The following is a 16,507-nucleotide window of genomic DNA, read 5'->3' as shown; positions in this document are numbered from 1 at the left end:
TGGGTGGAAGCCCCTCGGCAGCAAGCCGAGGACAGACACTACCGGAGGCGGTTCGCCGGGGACAAAACGGGGCGGGTGGTCAGTTGCCGTCCTCGGCGAGGGTGATCTCGACGCCGCCGAGGAGGGCGGCGGACATGTTGTAGAGGAAGGCGGTGAGGGTGGCCGCTGCGGTGATGAGGACGACGTCGATGGCGGCCACGAGCATGGTGAAGCCGAGCACGCGGCTGGTGCCGAGGTAGTCCTCGATCCGGAAGGACTCGACGTCCTTGCCGCCGATGCCCTCCTTGATGGTCGAGTTGATCGAGTCCCAGACGCCGGCGGCGCCGAGGACCTGCCAGACCATCGCGACGGCGACCACGGTGACGACGGCGAAGGCGATGGAGAGCAGGAACGACGTCTTCATCACCGACCAGGGGTCGACCCGGGTGAGGCGCAGGCGGGCCCGGCGCGGGGCCCGGCCGCGGGCGGCGGCCGGGGCGTCGGTGGCGCCCGGGGCGGGCGGCGGGGTGGTGGGGGCCGGGTGGGTCGGGGACGCTGCGCCCGCCGGCCGGCCACCCTCGGCCGCCGGTCGGATCACGGTGTCCTCGACGCGCTCGGTCATCAGCTCTCACTCTCCCCGGACTCGTCCGCGTCCGATTCCACGATTGTGGCATCCGAACCCTGAACGGGCGATTCCGTCGCCTCGGCACCCGCCTCAGCAGCCCCCTCGGCACCGGCCTCGGGAGCACCCTCGGCCGCCTCGTCCTCGTCGGCGTCCTTCGCCTCGACGGAGCGGGCGACGACGGCGACGGCGTCGCCCTTCTTGGGGCTGACGAACTTCACGCCCTGGGTGGAGCGGCCGGTGGGGCGGAAGTCGTCGTTGATGGGGCTGCGGACGACCTGGCCGGACTGGGTGATGGAGAGGATCTCGTCGCCGTCGACGACGATGAAGGCGCCGACCAGGACGCCACGGTCCTCGTTGGCCAGGGCCATCGCCTTGATGCCGATGCCGCCGCGCGACTGGAGGCGGTACTCGGAGATCCGGGTCCGCTTGGCGAAGCCGCCGTCGGTGATGGTGAAGACGTACTGGACGTCGGCGTCGGACTCCTCGTGGGCGATGTCGGCGGCGCGGATGACGGCCATCGAGAGCAGGGCGTCGCCGTCGCGGAACTTCATGCCGGTCACGCCGGACGTCGCGCGGCCCATCGGGCGCAGCTGGCTGTCGTCCGCGGGGAAGCGGATGGCCTGGCCCTTGCGGGAGACGAGCAGGATGTGGTCCTCGCTGTCGACCAGCTCGGCGCCGATCAGCTCGTCGTCGTCGTCGCGGAAGTTGATCGCGATGACGCCGGCCTGGCGCGGGCTGTTGTAGTCGCCGAGGCGGGTCTTCTTGACCAGGCCGCTGCGCGTGGCGAGCACCAGGTACGGCGCCTGCTCGTAGTCGCGGATCGCGAGCACCTGGGCGATCGACTCGTCGGGCTGGAACGACAGCAGGCCGGCGACGTGGCCGCCCTTCGCGTCGCGGGAGGCCTCGGGCAGGTTGTAGACCTTGGTCCGGTAGACCCGGCCGGCGGTGGTGAAGAACAGCAGCCAGTGGTGGCTGGTGGTGGAGATGAAGTGGTCCACCACGTCGTCGCCGCGCAGCGAGGCGCCGCGGACGCCCTTGCCGCCGCGCTTCTGGGTGCGGTACTGGTCGGCGCGCGTCCGCTTGGCGTAGCCGCCGCGGGTGATGGAGACGACCTGGTCCTCGTCGGGGATCAGGTCCTCCATCGACATGTCGCCGGCGGCCGCGATGATCTGGGTACGACGGTCGTCGCCGTACTTCTCGACGATGCCGTTGAGCTCCTCGATGACGATCCGCCGCTGGCGGCTGACGTTGGCGAGGATGTCCTTGAGGTCGGCGATCTCGGCCTCGATCTTGGCCAGCTCGTCGATGATCTTCTGCCGCTCGAGGGCGGCCAGGCGCCGCAGCTGCATGTCGAGGATGGCGTTGGCCTGGAGCTCGTCGATGTCGAGCAGCTCGATCAGGCCGCGGCGGGCGTCGTCGACCTCGGGCGAGCGCCGGATGAGGGCGATGACGTCGTCGAGCATGTCGAGCGCCTTGGCCAGACCGCGCAGGATGTGGGCCCGGGCCTCGGCCTCGCGCAGGAGGTACTCGGTACGACGCCGGATGACCTCGATCTGGTGCTCGACCCAGTTGCTGATGAACTGGTCGACGCTCAGCGTGCGCGGGACGCCGTCGACCAGCGCCAGCATGTTGGCCGAGAAGTTCGTCTGCAGCTCGGTGTGCTTGAGCAGGTTGTTGAGGACGACGCGGGCGACGGCGTCGCGCTTGAGGACGACGACGATCCGCTGGCCCACGCGCGAGGACGTCTCGTTGCGGACGTCGGCGATGCCCTGCACCTTGCCGGCGTCGGCCAGCTCGGCGATCTTCATCAGCAGGCTGTCGGGGTTGACCATGTAGGGCAGGTCGGTGATGACGAGCACGGTGCGGCCCGACTTCTCCTCGTCGACCTCGATGATCGCGCGCTGGGTGATCGAGCCGCGGCCGGTGCGGTAGGCCTGCTCGATGCCCTCGCGGCCGACGATGAGCGCGCCGTTGGGGAAGTCGGGGCCCTTGATCCGCTCGATCAGCGCGTCCTGCAGCTCCTCGCGGGAGGCGTCGGGGTGCTCGAGCGCCCAGACGGCGCCCTCGGCGACCTCGCGCAGGTTGTGCGGCGGGATGTTGGTGGCCATGCCGACCGCGATGCCGGCGGAGCCGTTGACCAGCAGGTTCGGGAACCGGGCCGGCAGGATCGTCGGCTCCTCGGTCTTGCCGTCGTAGTTCGGCGTCATGTCGACCGTCTCGCGGTCGATGTCGCGGACCATCTCCATGGCCAGCGGCGCCATCCGGCACTCGGTGTACCGCATGGCCGCGGCGGGGTCGTTGCCCGGCGAGCCGAAGTTGCCCTGGCCGGCGACGAGCGGGTTGCGCATCACCCACGGCTGCGCGAGGCGCACGAGGGTGTCGTAGATCGCGGAGTCGCCGTGGGGGTGGTAGTTACCCATCACGTCGCCGACGACGCGGGCGCACTTGTTGAAGCCGCGGTCGGGGCGGTAGCCGCCGTCGTACATGGCGTAGAGGACGCGCCGGTGCACGGGCTTGAGCCCGTCGCGGACGTCGGGCAGCGCGCGCCCGACGATGACCGCCATGGCGTAGTCGATGTAGGAGCGCTTCATCGACTCCTGGAGGTCGACGGCCTGGACGCGTCCGCCGCCGTCTCCGTCGCCGAGGTTGCTCTGGGTTTCAGTCACGATTGCTCTCTCTGGCTCGATCTATCGATATCTAAGGAATCTGCTAGAAACTCAGATATCGAGGAATCGGACATCTTTCGCGTTGCGCTGGATGAAGGAGCGCCGCTGCTCGACGTCCTCCCCCATCAGGATCGAGAAGATCTCGTCGGCCTGGGCCGCGTCCTCCAGCGTCACCTGCAGCAGCACGCGCTGGTCGGGGTCGAGGGTGGTGTCCCACAGCTCGTCGGCGTTCATCTCGCCCAGACCCTTGTACCGCTGGATCGGAGCGTCCTTCGGCAGCTTCTTGCCCTGCTCGAGCCCGTCGCGGATCATCGCGTCGCGCTCGGCGTCGGAGTAGACGAACTCGTGCTCGTGCGGCTTGTTCCACTTGATCCGGTAGAGCGGCGGCTGGGCGAGGTAGACGTGGCCGGCCTCGATCAGCGGACGCATGAAGCGGAACAGCAGGGTCAGCAGCAGCGTGTTGATGTGGTGGCCGTCGACGTCGGCGTCGGCCATCAGCACGATCTTGTGGTAGCGCAGCTTCTCGAGGCCGAACTCCTCGTGGACGCCCGTGCCGAGCGCCGAGATGATCGCCTGCACCTCCTGGTTGGCCAGGACCTTGTCGATGCGCGCCTTCTCGACGTTGAGGATCTTGCCGCGGATCGGGAGGATCGCCTGGATCCGGTTGTCGCGGCCCATCACCGCGGAGCCGCCCGCCGAGTCGCCCTCGACGATGAAGACCTCGCACTCCTCGGGGTTGCGCGAGCTGCAGTCGCGCAGCTTGCCGGGCAGGCCGCCGCCGCCGAGCAGGCCCTTGCGGTTGCGGGCCAGGTCACGCGCCTTGCGCGCGGCGATCCGCGCGGTGGCCGCGGCCTGCGCCTTGCGGATGATCTCCTTGCCCTCGTTGGGGTTCTGCTCCAACCAGGCACCGAGCTCGTCGTTGACCGCCGACTGCACGAAGCCCTTGGCCTCGGTGTTGCCGAGCTTGGCCTTCGTCTGGCCCTCGAACTGCGGCTCGGAGATCTTCAGGCTGATGATCGCGGTGAGACCCTCGCGGATGTCGTCACCGGTCAGCCGGTCCTCCTTCTTCTTGATCAGGCCCCACTCCTCGCCCCACCGGTTGACCAGCGAGGTGAGCGCGGCGCGGAAGCCCTCTTCGTGCGTGCCGCCCTCGGGGGTGTTGATCGTGTTGGCGAAGGTGTGCACCGACTCGTTGTACGACGACGCCTGCCACTGCATCGCGATCTCGAGGCTCATCGGGTTGGCCGCGTCGTCGGAGGTCTGGTCCTCGAACGCGATGATCGAGCTGATCGGCGTCTTGCTGCGGTTGAGGAAGTCGACGTAGTCGGCCAGGCCGCGCTCGTACTGGAAGACCTGCTCGAGCGCCTTGTGCCCGTCGACGTCGACCGCGTGCACCGCGGACGCCGCCACGGCGACGCCGGCGGTCTCGTCGACGGTGCCGTCCTCGACGGCGTCGGCGAGGTCCTCGGCCTTGGGCCGGGCGTCGCGCAGCTCGATGCGCAGGCCCTTGTTGAGGAAGGCCATCTCGCGGAAGCGGGTCGAGATCGTCTCGAGCGTGTAGTCGGTGGTCTCGAAGATCTCGGGCGAGGCGAACCAGGTGACCGTCGTCCCCGTACGCTCGCCGTCCTCGAGGGGCCGGACCTGGCGCAGGTCGAAGTCAGGGACGCCGAGGGAGAAGTCCTGCTCCCACAGGTAGCCGCGGTTCTTGATCTCCAGGCGCAGCTTGGTCGAGAGCGCGTTGACCACCGACGAGCCGACGCCGTGCAGACCGCCGGAGACCTTGTAGCCGCCGCCGCCGAACTTGCCGCCGGCGTGGAGCACGGTCAGCGCCAGCGTCGCGGCGGGCAGCTCCTGGCCGGGGGCGGTGTCGGTGGGGATGCCGCGCCCGTTGTCGGACACGCTCACCGAACCGTCGGGGTTGAGCGTCACCTTGATGGTGTCGCAGTAGCCGGCGAGCGCCTCGTCGACCGCGTTGTCGACGATCTCCCAGATCAGGTGGTGCAGGCCGCGCTCACCGGTGGAGCCGATGTACATGCCGGGTCGCTTGCGGACCGCCTCGAGACCCTCGAGGACCTGGATGGCGGAGGCGTCGTACTCCGGCAGCGTCGCGGAGACCTCGGACACGACCTCAGGGGACTGGTCGTCAGTGGACACGCGGGACCTCATTCACTTTGATCGACATACGAACCGCCTGCCGGGAGCATGGCGAAGGCCGAGTCAGGCGTCCCGAGACGCATTCCCGGCCCAGTTGTCGATTCTAGCCTTCTGAGGGCCTGCAGACACGCTTCGCGCGTGTCGAAACGGGGGTCAGCTGCTGAAAAGTGCCTCTGGACGGCCCGTAAACGGCGATCGGAGCGCCGAACAGGGGGGCGGACGGGTCCCCGTACGTCGGCGGGCGCCCCGGGAGGTCTGGTTCAGCCGTAGGTGTCGCGCGGCCCACGGCTGCCCGGCGCCTTGCGGCGGCCGTGCTTCCAGCTGGGCGCGTGCGGGCCGAGCACCTCGACGACGGTCACCGTGCCGTGGCCGAGCTCCTCGTTGAGGCGCTTGACCACGGTGGCCGCGAGGAGCTTGAGCTGGGTGGCCCACGCCGTCGAGTCGGTGCGGACGACGAGGACGCCGTCGACCAGGGACTCCGGCGTCGAGTGGGCGCCGATCTCGGCACCGACGATCTCGGCCCAGCGCGCGAACACCCCGCGGACCTGCAGGTCGAGCGCCCAGCCGCGGTCGTCGATGAGCCGGCCGAGCTCGGGACCGAGGCCCTGGGGGTCGCGGCCGTCGGGGTAGGCGCTGCTCAGCTGGGCCTCGCCGCGCACCCTCCGGCCGCGCGGGGTCCAGCCGGTCGCGCCGCTGCCACCACCGCTGCCGCTGCCGCTGCCGCTGCGCCGGGGACGGCGGGCCGCGGGCGTGGTGCTCGACCCGGCGGTGCCGAGCATCTGGGCCCGGGCCAGGTCGAGACCGTCGGCGCGGTGCGCCTCGGTGGGCTCGTTGGGCTCGGGAGGATCGGTGGCCTCGGCGGGCTCGTCCGGCTCAGCCACGGGTCACCTCGCCGGCCGCCACGTGGAAGGTCGCGCCGCTCAGCTGCTCGGGGACGTCGGCCGCCACCGCGGCGGTGACCAGCACCTGCTCCGCGCCGGCAACGAGCGCGGCGAGCTGGACCCGCCGGTCGGCGTCGAGCTCGGCGAAGACGTCGTCGAGGACGAGGATCGGGTCGTCGCCGTCGGCGCGCAGCAGGTCGTACGACGCCAGCCGCAGCGCGAGCGCGAACGACCACGACTCACCGTGGCTGGCGTAGCCGCGCACCGGCAGCCGCTGGTCGTCGCCGGGCCCGAGGGTGAGCAGCACGTCGTCGCGGTGCGGGCCGACCAGGGTCAGCCCGCGCCCGATCTCGTCGCCCTGCCGGCGCTCGAGCTCGGCCCGGAAGGCCTCGGGGGTCGGCTCGGGGACGGTCGCCTGGTACTCGATCCGGGCGTCGTCGCGCGAGGCGCCGCGGGCCACCGCCTCGTACGCCTTCCCGACGTACGGCGCCAGGTCGGTGGTCAGCGCCCGGCGCGCGCCGAGCAGCTCGCTGCCGGTGGCGACGAGATGGTCGTCCCAGACCGCGAGCGTGGCCAGCGCCGCCTCGCGCGAGGATCCGCGCGCGGCGTAGAGCGTCTTGAGCAGGGTGTTGCGCTGCTTGAGGACGCGCTCGTAGTCGGCGAGGACGCCGGCGTAGCGGGGGGTGCGGAGCACGAGCAGGTCGTCGAGGAAGCGCCGGCGCTGGCCCGGGTCGCCCTTGACGAGGGCGAGGTCCTCGGGGCTGAAGACGACGGTGCGCACGATGCCCGCCAGGTCCCGGGCGCGGGAGAGCGGGGAGCGGTTGATCCGGGCCCGGTTGGCGCGGCCCGGGTTGAGCTCGACCTCGAGGACCGCCGTCCGGCCGTCGCGGACCACCGCGGCGCGCACGATCGCCTGGTCGGCACCGGCCCGGATCAGCGGGGCGTCGGTGGCGACCCGGTGGGAGGAGAGCCGCGAGAGGTAGTCGACCGCCTCGACGAGGTTGGTCTTGCCCTGCCCGTTGCTCCCGACGAAGGCGGTGACCCCAGGCTCGAGCGCGACGTCGATGTCGGCGTACGAGCGGAAGTCGTGCAGCGTCAGGTGCGCCACGTGCACCGGTCCACCTCCTCCCGTGATCCGATTCTCCCCGATTGTCACCGCGATCGGGTTTGGACCGGGCTGGATCACCCTAGGCTGACCGGCATGACGCAACCACCCACCCCTCCCCCGCCGTACGGCGGTCCCCCTCCGGGCTACGGCGCGCCGGGCGTTCCCGGCGGCTACGGCGCCCCGGCCGGCCCGTTCTACATCAACTACCTCGGCCAGGAGCAGGGTCCGATCGAGTTCGGACAGCTCGCCCAGATGGCCGTCTCCGGGCAGATCAAGTCCGACACGGCCGTGCGCACCGCGGAGTCGCAGAACTACGTGCTCGCCAAGGACGTCCCCGGTCTGTTCTCCGATAAGGAGTGGCTGACCACGGTCCTGCTGTCGTGGCTGACCGGCACCTTCGGCGTCGACCGCTTCTACCTGGGCTACACCGGCCTGGGCGTGGCCAAGCTGCTTACCTGCGGCGGCCTCGGCATCTGGGCGATCATCGACCTGGTCCTGGTCCTGCTCCGCAAGATCCCCGACGCCCAGGGCCGTCCGCTCCGCTGACGTTGGTGTGAGGTGACCACCACGCAGCAACCGACGACCTCCCGGCGGATCGCGAGCACCGAGGTGCTCGCGGCCGCCGGGGTCGTCGCGCTCGGGGCGAGCTTCTTGCTCTCGCCCGAGCACATCGAGGACGGGCCGGTGATCTGCCCGTTCCGTCGTCTCACCGGCCTGCCGTGCCCCGGCTGCGGCCTGACCCGTTCCTGGGTCTACCTCTCCCACGGCTGGTGGCGCGACGGCGTCGCGGCCAACCCGTTCGGGATCGTGCTCGCGCTGGTCGTCGTCGCGCTGGCCGTCGCCGTGGTCCGCGCGCGGGTGCGCCGGACGCCGCCGCCGTCGCTCGACCGGCTGGTCCGGCGACCGCTCGCGATCGCCGTGCTGGCCGCGTGGCTCGGCTTCGCCGTGGTCCGCGCGGTGCTGGCGGTCTAGTCAGGCACCGGCCGGGTTCGCCTCGCCGCCCGGCGGCGGCTCGGTGTGCACCGCGTGGCCGCCGAACTGGTTGCGCATCGCCGCGATCGCCTTCATCGCCGGGCTGTCGTCCTGGCGCGAGGTGAAGCGGGCGAACAGCGACGAGGCGATGACGTGCATCGGCACGGCGTTGTCGATCGCGGCCTCGACGGTCCACCGACCCTCGCCGGAGTCGTCGGCGTAGCCGCGCAGCTTGTCGAGGTGCTGGTCGTCCTGGATCGCCTCGGTGAGCAGGTCGAGCAGCCAGGACCGGATCACCGTGCCGTGGCGCCACGAGTCGAAGACGTCGGGCACGTTCTCGACGAGGTCGACCTTCTCGAGCAGCTCCCAGCCCTCGGCGTAGGCCTGCATCATCGCGTACTCGATGCCGTTGTGGACCATCTTGGCGAAGTGCCCGGCGCCCGGCGTCGGGCCGGCGTGGACGAACCCGCCGTCGTCGGGCTTGAGGGAGTCGAAGGCGGGCTGCACCTTGGCGACGTCGTCCGGCGCGCCGCCGCACATGAGGGCGTAGCCGTTCTCGAGCCCCCACACGCCGCCGGAGACGCCGCAGTCGACGAAGCCGATGCCCTTCTCGGCGAGCGAGGCGGCGTTGACGGCATCGTCGGTGTACTTGGAGTTGCCGCCGTCGACGACCAGGTCGCCTTCGCCGAGCAGCTCGCGCAGCTCGGCGATCGTCGACCGGGTCGGGTCACCGGCCGGCACCATCACCCACACCACCTTGGGCGCGGGCAGCGCCTCGACCATCGCCGCCAGGTCGGGGACGTCGGCGAGGTCCGGGTTGCGGTCGTATCCGACCACGGTGTGGCCGGCGTTGCGCAACCGGGTGCGCATGTTGCCACCCATCTTTCCGAGTCCTACGAGTCCGATGTGCATGGCGCATCTCCCTCTGGTCGCGGGGTTGGTGGCGGTGGGTGCGGTGGGCTCAGCTCAGCAGGCGGCGCGGCATCAGCAGGTAGCGGAAGCTGCCGCCCTCGTCGGCCGCCGCGTCGCCGGTGCCGCTGATGACGACCGGCTTGGAGGCCTGGGTGAACGCGAGCTCGACGACCGCCTCGTCGATCGCGCCGAGCCCGTCGAGCAGGAAGTTCGGGTTGAAGCCGGTGACCAGGTCGTCGCCGTCGATCTCGGCGGCCACCGACTCGGAGGCCTGGGCGTCGTCGCCCGAGCCGGCGTCGAGGATGAGCGCGCCGTCGCGGAAGCTCAGCTGGACGGCGGTGTTGCGGTCGGCGACGAGCGAGACGCGCTTGACCGACTCGATGAGCTCCTGGCGGTCGATCTTGGCGACCGTCAGCTTCTCGGAGGGGAACAGGCTGCGGACCTTGGGGAACTCGCCGTCGAGCAGCCGGGTCGTCGTCCGCCGGACGCCGCCGGGGCCGGTGCCCTCGAAGCCGATGATCCCGTCGCCGGAGCCGGACGCCGACAGCGCGATGGTCACCTCGGGGCCGGCGGTGAGCGACTTGGCCGTGTCGCCGAGCACCTTGGCCGGGACCAGGGCGGCGACGGTGGCGTCGGGGGTGCCCGGGTTCCAGGCCAGCTCGCGCTGGGAGAGCCGGAAGCGGTCGGTGGCGAGGAGCGCGATCGTGTCGCCCTCGATCTCGAGCCGGACGCCGGTCAGCACCGGCAGCATGTCGTCGCGACCGGCGGCGGTGACCGCCTGGGCGACCGCGTGGGCAAAGGCGTCGCTGGGCACGGTGCCCGTCGCGGCCGGCATCTCGGGGATCGAGGGGTAGTCCTCGACCGGCATCGTCTGCAGCGAGAAGCGCGAGGAGCCGCAGGTCAGCGAGACCCGGGCGCCGTCGAGCGCCAGCTCGACGGGCTTGTTGGGCAGGCTGCGGCAGATGTCGGCGAGCAGCCGGCCGCTGACCAGCGCCTTGCCCTCGTCGTTCACCTCGGCGGTGAGGGTGGCGCGAGCGGAGGTCTCGTAGTCGAACGTGGAGAGCACCAGGCCGTCGTGGCCGGCCTCGATGAGCAGTCCGGCGAGCACCGGCGCGCTCGGTCGGACGGGCAGGCTGCGCGCTGCCCAGGCGACGGCGTCAGCGAGCACATCGCGTTCGACACGGAACTTCACGTCGTCCTACCTCTTCACGAGTTGGGTGGGAGTTGCATCCTGCCACGTCGTCGGTGACGTCGGCACGGGGAGGGATCGATCCACAGGAAGGGAGCTCGGAGGAGTTCCGGCGATCGAGGGATGCAGGTCGTCAGGGAGTGGTCATAGCGGCGGTGGAAACTGTGGAGAACCGGCGTTTGCGCAGGTGAGCGGCGGTTTTGCCGGTGGATGAAGGCTGTGGACGAAATCGGGACGACAAGGTCCGGGTGTGGACGGCGGGGGCGTTGTGGAGGGGCGTCCTCGTGGCTCCACGGAATCCTCCCCGTGTAGTTCTCACAATTTCACCGCCTCTGTCCACAGGGCAGTTTCACCGCCTAGGCGGTGAAACTGCCGTCGGTGCACCGGGCCCACGACCCCCGGCTCAGCTCTGCCGGGCCTGCATCTTCACCCGGTTGGTGAGCTCGCTGACCTGGTTGAAGACCGCACGCCGCTCACCGAGGAGCTGGTTGATCTTCCGCTCGGCGTACATGACGGTGGTGTGGTCGCGGTTGCCGAACTGGGCGCCGATCTTGGGCAGCGAGAGGCCGGTCAGCTCGCGGCACAGGTACATCGCGATCTGCCGGGCCATCACCAGGTGCCGGCCGCGGCTGGGCCCGGTCAGCTCGTCGATCGAGAGCCCGAAGTACGCCGCGGTCTGGGCGATGATCAGCGAGGCGGTGATCTCCGGCTCGCCGCCCTCGGGGATGAGGTCCTTGAGCACGATCTCGGCGAGCGTCATGTCGACGTCCTGCCGGTTGAGGTTGGCGAACGCCGTCACCCGGATCAGGGCGCCCTCGAGCTCGCGGATGTTGGTCTGGATCTTCGAGGCGATGAACTCGAGGACGTCGGAGGGCGCGGTGAGCCGGTCCATCGCGGCCTTCTTGCGCAGGATCGCGATCCGGGTCTCGAGGTCGGGCGGCTGGACGTCGGTGATCAGGCCCCACTCGAACCGGTTGCGCAGCCGGTCCTCGAGCGCCTCGAGCCGCTTGGGCGGGCGGTCGGAGGTGAGCACGATCTGCTTGTTCGCGTTGTGGAGCGTGTTGAAGGTGTGGAAGAACTCTTCCTGGGTCTGCGTCTTGCCCTCGAGGAATTGGATGTCGTCGATGAGCAGCACGTCGATGTCGCGGTACTTCCGCTTGAACCGGTCCTGGCGGTCGTCGCGGATCGCGTTGATGAACTCGTTGGTGAACTCCTCGCTGGAGACGTAGCGCACCTTGGAGCCGGCGTAGATGGTCCGGACGTAGTGACCGATCGCGTGGAGCAGGTGGGTCTTGCCGAGGCCGGACTCGCCGTAGACCAGCAGCGGGTTGTAGCTGCGCCCGGGTGCCTCACTCACCGCGACCGCGGCCGCGTGGGGGAAGCGGTTGGACGAGCCGATGACGAAGGTCTCGAACGTGTACTTGGGGTTGAGCCGCGCCTCGCCGGCCGGCGTCGTCGACGGGCCCGCGCTGCTCGCGGCGCCGAGGTCGGGCAGCCCGGGCATCGGGGGGACGGCGGCGGCCGGGGCGCCGGGAGTCGACGTGTCGACAGGTGGATTTGTCGACATGGCGACTTGTCGATCCGCGCGGTCGGGGTGGATCGCGTCGCCGTCGGTCTCGGCGCGGGGGCGCTCGTAGGCCGGGGCGTCGTAAGTGGGCGGGTCGTAGGCCGGGCCGTCGTCGTACGACGCCGACTCGGCACCGAGCTCGTGGCGCAAGGAGGCGTCCACGGTCACCGCGAGCTGGACGTCGTGGCCGAAACGCTCGGTGAGGGCGTCCTCGAGCTCGCCGCGCAACCGCCCCTCGAGGCGCTTGCGGGTGAAGTCGTCGGGCACCGCGACGATCGCGGTGGTGCCGTGGAGGGTGACCGGCCGGCTGGCCTGGAGCCAGGCGCGCTGGTGGGTCTGCAGGTCGCCGACCACCGCGGTCCACTCGTGGACCAGGCGCGCGGTGGCCGGGTCGACGGGAGGGATGTCCGGGGCGGGGGTATCGGTCTCGTCCTGGGGCTGATCCGGGTTGCCGGTCACGCCTCTCCCTCTCGTTCGTGGTGGCTGCTGGTGGGCGGTGGACCGGCGGTGGCCGGGGCTGGCTCCACAAGTTTGTCCACAGGTTGTGAACATTTGCATCACCGGGCTGGTGATGCGGCACCGAGGTCGTTCCGATGCCTTCTCCGGCGGACGTTTCCGCAGGTCAGCGGCAGGATCCCGAGTGGTGGTGGGAGCCTGCCCGGCGGTGGCCGAGGGGGGCGGTCGGAACCGGCGGGGAAACCCGGATCGGTCGAACCTAACCGCCGTGGTGCCTGTGGATCAACCTGTCATCCACAGGTTGTGACTCCTGGTGGAGATGCATCACAGAAGGCGTGCTCGAGGGCCCGTCGGTTTGACCCCCGATCCGGGCTCCGCGTACCGTTGATCGGTCAGCCGGTGTCGACCGGTGCCGCATGTCCACGACCTTCCTGCTCCTCGTGGGGTCGTCGTGGCTGCGCGGTGCCGGCCGACGTGCTGGGCGGGCCCCCGATCGGGGCGCGCTGGAGGCTGCCGGCACGACCCTTCCCGTACCTGTATTTGAGAGGCCGATTCGTGAGCAAGCGGACGTACCAGCCCAACAACCGTCGCCGTCACAAGGTGCACGGTTTCCGACTGCGGATGCGCACCCGCGCCGGTCGCGCCATCCTGGCGAACCGTCGCCGGAAGGGCCGCTCGAGCCTGTCCGTCTGAGGACGGACCAGCGTGTCCGCCCAGCGGTTCCCGTGGGGCTGACGTGCTCGCTGCAGGCCACCGGCTGACCGACCCGGAGCTCTTCCGGGTCGCCAGCCGTCGCGGCCGTCGTGCGGGATCGCGCACCCTCGTCGCCCACCTGCTGCTCCCTGCGGAGCAGCAGGTTTCCGGCATGTCCGGGGGCGCGCCCGATCCGGCGCCGGTCCAGATCGGCTTCGTGGTGAGCAAGGCGGTCGGCGGCGCGGTGGTCCGCAACCGGGTCAAGCGCCGCCTGCGGCACGCGATGCGCGAGCGGGTGACGGCGCTGCCGGACCGGTCCGTGCTCGTCGTCCGGGCGCAGCCGCCCGCGGCCGCGGCGTCGTACCCGGAACTGCTGGACGATCTCGACCGTTGTCTGGACCGCGTGCGCGCGGAGCAGCGGGAGGCTCGATGAAGTGGCTGTTGATCGGCCTGGTGCGGGGCTACCAGCTGGTGGTCAGCCCGTTCCTGGGCCCGTCCTGCCGCTACTACCCCTCCTGCTCGGCGTACGCCGTCGAGGCGCTGCGGGTGCACGGCGCGATCAAGGGCACCTGGCTCGCGATCCGGCGGCTGCTGCGCTGCCACCCCTGGGCACCGGGCGGCGTCGACCACGTCCCGCCGCGGCGGACCCGGGGCTCCTCCCCCGCGGATGACACCGCGGCCGCGAACGAGTCCGAGTCCGAGCTCGACCCCGGCGCCGAGCGCGCCCCTGACTTCCGCCCGGCGACCGTCGCCGGCGGCCACTCCCAGCAAGGAGCCTGATCCGTGGGATTCATCGGCGACATCGGCCACTTCATCATGGTGCCGCTGTACTACATCATCTCGGCGGTGCTCATCGGCTGGCACGAGCTGCTCAGCCTGGTCCTCGACCCCGAGGGCGGCCTGTCGTGGGCGCTGTCGATCATCGGCCTCACCCTGGTCATCCGGGCGGCCCTGATCCCACTCTTCGTCAAGCAGATCAAGTCCAGCCGCAACATGCAGATGCTGCAGCCGAAGGTCAAGGAGCTGCAGAAGAAGTACGGCCACGACCGGCAGAAGCTGGCCGAGGAGACGATGAAGCTCTACCGCGAGGCGGGCACCAACCCGTTCGCGTCGTGCTTGCCGATCCTGCTGCAGATGCCGATCTTCTTCGCCCTCTTCCGGCTGCTCGACCAGGCCGCCAAGACCGGCAAGCCGCACGGCTTCCTCGACGCCGACCGGGCCCGTGAGTTCGGCCAGTCCGAGATCTTCGGCAAGATCCCGCTGGCCGACTCCTTCTGGGGCTCGCGGACCTGGGGCGACGACCCCAACGGTCTGGTCATGGTGGTCGCCCTGATCCTGGTGCTCGCGATGACCGCGACCACCTTCACCACCCAGCGCCAGCTGATGGCCAAGAACATGCCCGCCGAGGCGATGAGCGGTCCCTACGCCCAGCAGCAGAAGATGCTGCTCTACATCCTCCCGGTGGCCTTCGGCCTCGGTGGTGTGGCGTTCCCGGTCGGCGTCCTCCTCTACTGGACCACGTCGAACCTGTGGACCATGAGCCAGCAGTTCTACGTCATCCGCAACAACCCCGCCCCCGGCACGCCGGCCTTCGACGCCAAGGTGGCCCGCGACAAGGCCAAGGCGGCCCGGCACGGGCACGCCAGTACCGAGACCGCGGTCGAGGAGCGTCCCGAGGTCGAGGTGCGTCCCTCGACGCGCCAGCAGCCCAAGCGGCAGAGCCGGTCCCAGCGCAAGGGCGGTCCGCGGACTCCCGTCGCGGGCGGCAGCGGCGGCGGCACCCCGAACAACCCCGGCGGGACGGCGAGCCAGTCGCCGACCGAGGGGACCGACGAGAACCCGAACGAGCAGGGAGACACCAAGTGAGCGCCGAGATCGAGACCGAGACCGACACCGCGATCGACACCGAGGACCAGACCGAGGCCCCCGCCGCCGAGGCGGCCGACGGCGACGGTGACCAGGTGTCCCGCCTGGAGCAGGAGGGCGACATCGCGGCCGACTACCTCGAGGAGCTCCTCGACATCGCCGACCTCGACGGCGACCTCGACATCGACGTCGAGGCGGACCGCGCGGCGGTCTCCATCGTCGGCGCCGAGCTCTCCCAGCTGGTCGGCCAGGACGGCAAGGTGCTCGAGGCGCTGCAGGAGCTGACCCGGCTCGCGGTCTACCGCGAGACCGGCGAGCGCTCCCGGCTGATGCTCGACATCTCCGGCTACCGCGCCGACAAGCGCTCGCGGCTCACCGTGCTGGGCTCCGAGACCGCTGCGGCCGTCGCCGCCTCGGGCGAGCCGGTCTCGCTCGAGCCGATGTCGCCCTTCGAGCGCAAGATCGTGCACGACGCCGTCGCCGCCGCCGGACTTCGCTCGGAGTCCGCGGGCGTCGAGCCGCGCCGCTACGTCGTCGTGCTGCCCGCGGACGCCTGAGCGTCCCGGTCCGTACGAGTCGACGTTTCACGTGAAACACGACGACACTGCACCCCCGGTGTCCCCCGGTCCTGACGATGAGGACCGTGCGGGCCCGGGGGTGCTGCCTGCTCCCCCGGCGGTCCTGGCGGAGGTCTTCTCCGCCGACCGCCTCCCGCTCGTGCTGGAGTACGCCGAGCTGCTCGCGACCGACGGGGTCGTGCGCGGTCTGATCGGCCCCCGCGAGACGCCCCGGCTCTGGGAGCGCCACCTGATCAACTGCGGCCTGCTGGCCGCCGCCCTGCCCGCCGACGCCTCGGTTGCCGACGTCGGGTCCGGAGCGGGCCTGCCCGGCCTGGTTCTCGCCATCGCCCGCCCCGACGTGCGGGTCACGCTGATCGAGCCGCTGCTGCGCCGGACCACCTTCCTCGAGGAGGTCGTGGACCGCCTCGGCCTCACGAACGTCACCGTCGTCCGCGGTCGTGCGGACGCGGTCCACGGGACCGCCACCTTCGACGTCGTCACCGCCCGCGCGGTCGCCGCGCTCGACAAGCTCGCCACCTGGTGCATGCCGCTCGTCGCCCCTGAGGGCGCGCTGCTCGCGATGAAGGGGACGAGCGCCGAGGACGAGGTGGCCGCCGCCCGGCCCGTGCTGGACCGGCTCGGCTGCACGCCGGCCGTGATCGAGGAGCTGGGTCGTGAGCTCGCCGCCGAGGGCGCGGTCGAGCCGATCCGCATCGTCCGTCTGTCGTGGGCCGATCCGGCCCGCGTATCGTTGCCGCTTCGTGGTCAGCGCGATCCTCGGGGGTCGGGGCGTGGCGCCACGAAGAAGAAGAGGAGGAAGTCGTGAGCGACTCGTTGGGTCCCGGTCCTGGGTTTTCCACCGGTCCAGAGGGCAGTGCT

16 protein-coding genes are annotated in these 16,507 nt (G+C 70.8%); 8 read left to right on the top strand and 8 right to left on the bottom strand.

Features of this window, described 5'->3' with window-relative positions:
* Window positions 1-79: 79 nt before the first annotated feature.
* From BM223_RS18165 to recF, 5 genes are all read right to left on the bottom strand, one after another.
* Window positions 80-601, bottom strand: coding sequence for a DUF3566 domain-containing protein (locus BM223_RS18165; RefSeq protein ID WP_052138054.1), 522 nt, complete (start codon window positions 599-601; stop codon window positions 80-82).
* Entirely contained in the window at window positions 601-3,195 is a 2,595-nt protein-coding gene (gyrA, locus tag BM223_RS18160; protein WP_235319302.1) for a DNA gyrase subunit A, read from the bottom strand. Before gyrA ends, BM223_RS18165 begins: the two co-directional genes overlap by 1 nt.
* A gap of 126 nt (window positions 3,196-3,321) precedes the next feature.
* Window positions 3,322-5,436, bottom strand: a complete 2,115-nt coding sequence (gyrB, locus tag BM223_RS18155) for a DNA topoisomerase (ATP-hydrolyzing) subunit B (protein WP_082003469.1) — start codon at window positions 5,434-5,436, stop codon at window positions 3,322-3,324.
* 248 nt (window positions 5,437-5,684) lie between these two features.
* A complete protein-coding gene (locus tag BM223_RS18150) occupies window positions 5,685-6,305 on the bottom strand; it encodes a DciA family protein (RefSeq protein WP_038675748.1) in 621 nt (206 codons plus the stop codon).
* The gene (gene recF / locus BM223_RS18145; RefSeq protein WP_038675746.1) at window positions 6,298-7,419 is read right to left on the bottom strand and encodes a DNA replication/repair protein RecF; all 1,122 of its coding nucleotides are present in this window, start codon (window positions 7,417-7,419) and stop codon (window positions 6,298-6,300) included. The genes BM223_RS18150 and recF overlap by 8 nt, the downstream gene beginning before the upstream one ends.
* 87 nt (window positions 7,420-7,506) lie before the next feature.
* Between recF and BM223_RS18140 the strand changes: the two genes are divergently transcribed.
* The gene (locus tag BM223_RS18140) at window positions 7,507-7,959 is read left to right on the top strand and encodes an NINE protein (RefSeq protein WP_038675744.1); all 453 of its coding nucleotides are present in this window, start codon (window positions 7,507-7,509) and stop codon (window positions 7,957-7,959) included.
* Window positions 7,960-7,971: 12 nt separating this feature from the next.
* The gene (locus BM223_RS18135) at window positions 7,972-8,385 is read left to right on the top strand and encodes a DUF2752 domain-containing protein (protein ID WP_038675742.1); all 414 of its coding nucleotides are present in this window, start codon (window positions 7,972-7,974) and stop codon (window positions 8,383-8,385) included.
* Here the strand turns inward: BM223_RS18135 and gnd are convergent, their stop codons facing one another.
* The 3 genes from gnd to dnaA all read right to left on the bottom strand — a co-directional run bounded on the left by gnd (window position 8,386) and on the right by dnaA (window position 12,428).
* Window positions 8,386-9,297, bottom strand: a complete 912-nt coding sequence (gene gnd, locus BM223_RS18130; RefSeq protein WP_038675741.1) for a phosphogluconate dehydrogenase (NAD(+)-dependent, decarboxylating) — start codon at window positions 9,295-9,297, stop codon at window positions 8,386-8,388.
* Window positions 9,298-9,346: 49 nt separating this feature from the next.
* Window positions 9,347-10,489, bottom strand: a complete 1,143-nt coding sequence (gene dnaN, locus BM223_RS18125; protein ID WP_038675739.1) for a DNA polymerase III subunit beta — start codon at window positions 10,487-10,489, stop codon at window positions 9,347-9,349.
* A gap of 400 nt (window positions 10,490-10,889) precedes the next feature.
* Window positions 10,890-12,428, bottom strand: coding sequence for a chromosomal replication initiator protein DnaA (gene dnaA / locus BM223_RS18120; RefSeq protein ID WP_052139195.1), 1,539 nt, complete (start codon window positions 12,426-12,428; stop codon window positions 10,890-10,892).
* A gap of 636 nt (window positions 12,429-13,064) precedes the next feature.
* On the opposite strand from dnaA, the gene rpmH reads away from it, so the two are divergent.
* From rpmH to rsmG, 6 genes are all read left to right on the top strand, one after another.
* Window positions 13,065-13,202, top strand: a complete 138-nt coding sequence (gene rpmH, locus BM223_RS18115) for a 50S ribosomal protein L34 (RefSeq protein ID WP_075018668.1) — start codon at window positions 13,065-13,067, stop codon at window positions 13,200-13,202.
* A 43-nt stretch (window positions 13,203-13,245) separates the two neighbouring features.
* A complete protein-coding gene (gene rnpA / locus BM223_RS18110; RefSeq protein WP_038682972.1) occupies window positions 13,246-13,635 on the top strand; it encodes a ribonuclease P protein component in 390 nt (129 codons plus the stop codon).
* Window positions 13,632-13,982 carry a membrane protein insertion efficiency factor YidD gene (gene yidD / locus BM223_RS28020; protein WP_082003874.1) on the top strand — a complete coding sequence of 117 codons (351 nt, stop codon included), beginning with the start codon at window positions 13,632-13,634 and terminating at the stop codon, window positions 13,980-13,982. The genes rnpA and yidD overlap by 4 nt, the downstream gene beginning before the upstream one ends.
* A 36-nt stretch (window positions 13,983-14,018) precedes the next feature.
* Window positions 14,019-15,068: a membrane protein insertase YidC gene (gene yidC / locus BM223_RS18100; RefSeq protein WP_371861521.1), complete on the top strand. Its 1,050-nt coding sequence runs from the start codon at window positions 14,019-14,021 to the stop codon at window positions 15,066-15,068.
* A complete protein-coding gene (locus tag BM223_RS18095; RefSeq protein WP_200887036.1) occupies window positions 15,065-15,625 on the top strand; it encodes a Jag family protein in 561 nt (186 codons plus the stop codon). Before yidC ends, BM223_RS18095 begins: the two co-directional genes overlap by 4 nt.
* Window positions 15,626-15,725: 100 nt before the next feature.
* Window positions 15,726-16,454, top strand: coding sequence for a 16S rRNA (guanine(527)-N(7))-methyltransferase RsmG (gene rsmG / locus BM223_RS18090; protein WP_038682970.1), 729 nt, complete (start codon window positions 15,726-15,728; stop codon window positions 16,452-16,454).
* Window positions 16,455-16,507: the final 53 nt, after the last annotated feature.

This window comes from Pimelobacter simplex, from assembly GCF_900114845.1.
Classification (GTDB): Bacteria; Actinomycetota; Actinomycetes; order Propionibacteriales; family Nocardioidaceae; genus Nocardioides; species Nocardioides simplex.
Note: the sequence above shows the minus strand (reverse complement) of the source record. Positions and strands in the feature narration are given on the sequence as shown.

Excerpts from the sequence above, each read along its gene's own strand:
- BM223_RS18165 (WP_052138054.1), bottom strand. The coding sequence starts at position 601 with ATGACCGAGCGCGTCGAGGACACCGTGATCCGACCGGCGGCCGAGGGT.
- gyrA (WP_235319302.1), bottom strand. The coding sequence starts at position 3,195 with ATGAAGCGCTCCTACATCGACTACGCCATGGCGGTCATCGTCGGGCGC.
- gyrB (WP_082003469.1), bottom strand. The coding sequence starts at position 5,436 with ATGAGGTCCCGCGTGTCCACTGACGACCAGTCCCCTGAGGTCGTGTCC.
- BM223_RS18140 (WP_038675744.1), top strand. The coding sequence starts at position 7,507 with ATGACGCAACCACCCACCCCTCCCCCGCCGTACGGCGGTCCCCCTCCG.
- gnd (WP_038675741.1), bottom strand. The coding sequence starts at position 9,297 with ATGCACATCGGACTCGTAGGACTCGGAAAGATGGGTGGCAACATGCGC.
- yidD (WP_082003874.1), top strand. The coding sequence starts at position 13,632 with ATGAAGTGGCTGTTGATCGGCCTGGTGCGGGGCTACCAGCTGGTGGTC.
- yidC (WP_371861521.1), top strand. The coding sequence starts at position 14,019 with ATGGTGCCGCTGTACTACATCATCTCGGCGGTGCTCATCGGCTGGCAC.